2 protein-coding genes are annotated in these 2,242 nt (G+C 52.2%); one reads left to right on the forward strand and one right to left on the reverse strand.

The annotated features are described in order from the left end of the window. Positions 1-476: 476 nt before the first annotated feature. The gene (locus ACR0QW_RS10920; protein ID WP_432643655.1) at positions 477-1,085 is read right to left on the reverse strand and encodes a hypothetical protein; all 609 of its coding nucleotides are present in this window, start codon (positions 1,083-1,085) and stop codon (positions 477-479) included. Between the two features lie 167 nt (positions 1,086-1,252). Between ACR0QW_RS10920 and ACR0QW_RS10925 the strand changes: the two genes are divergently transcribed. After that, positions 1,253-2,101 carry a P-loop NTPase gene (locus ACR0QW_RS10925; protein WP_432643656.1) on the forward strand — a complete coding sequence of 283 codons (849 nt, stop codon included), beginning with the start codon at positions 1,253-1,255 and terminating at the stop codon, positions 2,099-2,101. The last annotated feature ends 141 nt before the right edge of the window (positions 2,102-2,242 follow it).

The following is a 2,242-nucleotide window of genomic DNA, read 5'->3' on the forward strand; positions in this document are numbered from 1 at the left end:
ATATCCATTCAGGATATCCTCCTTTCAAAATGAAGTGGTTGGTAGCCATCTTCATTTTACCAAAGGAGGATTTTTTGGTATAGCTAAAAGCTTTCCAGAACCCCACGCATAGCGTGGGGTTTTCAAACCCGACAAAAAAGCAGACTCGCAAGGAGTCTGCTAACGGTCTTATCAAGGTCGCTTTCCAGGGTTCCCTGGATTCTCAGTCTCTCTTACCGGTGGGATTGCATGGAGTTTTCAAGCAGCTAAAGTACCCAAAGCCATAAAAGCAGCTCTGGGTAAAATAGAAGCCATATGCAGTTCCCCAGGTCGTACTGGACAAAGTCATGATGAAAACCGCCTTTACACATTAGAATAGTTACATTTTACTCCCCGGAAAAGAATCCGTCAACGGAAAGAAGAAGATTAGTGAGGGAAAGGGCCAGAGTGTTTCGGAAGTTACAGGATAATGGTGGCTGATGATTACCGGACTTTTTTTATCTCTCCAGCGCCACATCCATGTCATCCAGAGCGTGGCCCGTCGTGTCGGAGAACCGGACACGCAGGTTGCCGAAGCGGGGCAGGTTCTTTGCCGGGATGGTCACCACGTGTTCTTCACTGAGGACTTCAGAGCCGTTATCCCGGGAACCGCCGGGGTCCTGGATAGCCACGGTCACGTTCAGCAGCCGTCCGAACAGTTCTGCCTTGACGATATCCAGCTTGCCGCTCTGGCCATTGGTATCCATGACCGCAAACAGCACCAGCTTGCCGGCATAGTCTGCACCGGTATAATGACGGCGTGCTTCCAGGATTTTCTCCTGTTTGGCCGTCAGCTTCTTCACGCTGGCCAGCTCCGGTTCCACTTTTCCATCCCTGGGCGGGATGAAGGCCGTGCACACCAGGCCCGGCACCTGTTTTTCCGCATCATGTTCCCAATCGTCATGGGCATCCAGGGCCTTGTACAGCACCTTGCCATCCGCCACGATCCGGTCGTTCACGAACAGCTCTCCATCAGCCAGTTTGGGCCGTTCTTCTGCATAGGCCGGTACTGCGCACACTGCAGCCAGAAGCGCCAGCACTGCCGTTTTTTTCCAGTTGAATTGCATACAGTTCACTCCTTATGGGGCTTGCCCCGTTGTGTTTCCTTAGTATTATACACATTTTTTGACTTCGTAGTCAGTTTTTAAATTGTAACTTATTTGCATTCAGTTGTTTTTTTTCATATAATAGGTTCGGTTGCTATTTTGTGGTTCAAATTGAGGAGGTTTTATCAATGAGCGAATGTGATCATTGCGATCATTCCCACTGCTCCGGCTGCACATCCAATCCGAAGCAGAACCCCCAGGATGTGGCTATCGCCGATTTCCTGGGCCATGTGAAACATAAAATCGTGGTCATGAGCGGCAAGGGCGGTGTGGGCAAGAGCACTGTCTCCGTGGATCTGGCCCTGCTGCTGAGCCAGCGCGGCTGTAAAGTAGGCCTGATGGACGTGGACCTGCACGGTCCCAGCGTAGCCGGCATGCTGGGCTTTATGGACAGGCATGTCCAGGTGGAAAACGAAAAGCTGGTGCCTTTCAAATACAGCGATAACCTGGAATTCCTGTCTGCCCAGGGTTTCCTGGCCCAACAGGACGATGCCCTGATCTGGAGAGGGCCCCTGAAGGTAGGTGCCATCCGGCAGTTCATGAGCGATACCCGCTGGGATCCCCTGGATTACCTGATCATCGACTGCCCGCCCGGTACCGGCGATGAACCCCTGACCGTAGTCCAGACCATCAAGGATGCGGAAGCCATCGTCGTCACCACCCCCCAGAAGGTGGCCCTGGCGGATGTACGGAAATCTTTGAGCTTCTGCCAGCTGGGCAACATCAAGGTCCGCGGTATCATCGAGAATATGAGCGGTTTCGTCTGCCCTCACTGCGGACAGGAAGTGGACATCTTCAAAGCCGGCGGCGGCAAGGCCCTGGCGGAAGAAAAAGGCCTGCCCTTCCTGGGCAGGATCCCCATCGATCCCCAGGTGGTGGCTGCGGAAGATGCCGGCAATCCTCTGGAAAACCTCAGTGAAGCCAGCCGCAAGGCCCTGGATTCCATTGTGGACAAAGTGGTCGCACAGGACAAATAAAAAAGGGGGTGTGAAAAAATAAGCCCCCAAAAAATACGAAAAAGGACTTCCGATTCTCGTGAACCGAAAGTCCTTTTTCGTGTTAGAATTTAACTGACATGAAAAACCTAACTGTGTATTATAATACTCCCAAGCAGGGAA

The sequence above is a fragment of the Acidaminococcus sp. genome, assembly GCF_050873445.1.
Lineage (GTDB): Bacteria > Bacillota > Negativicutes > Acidaminococcales > Acidaminococcaceae > Acidaminococcus.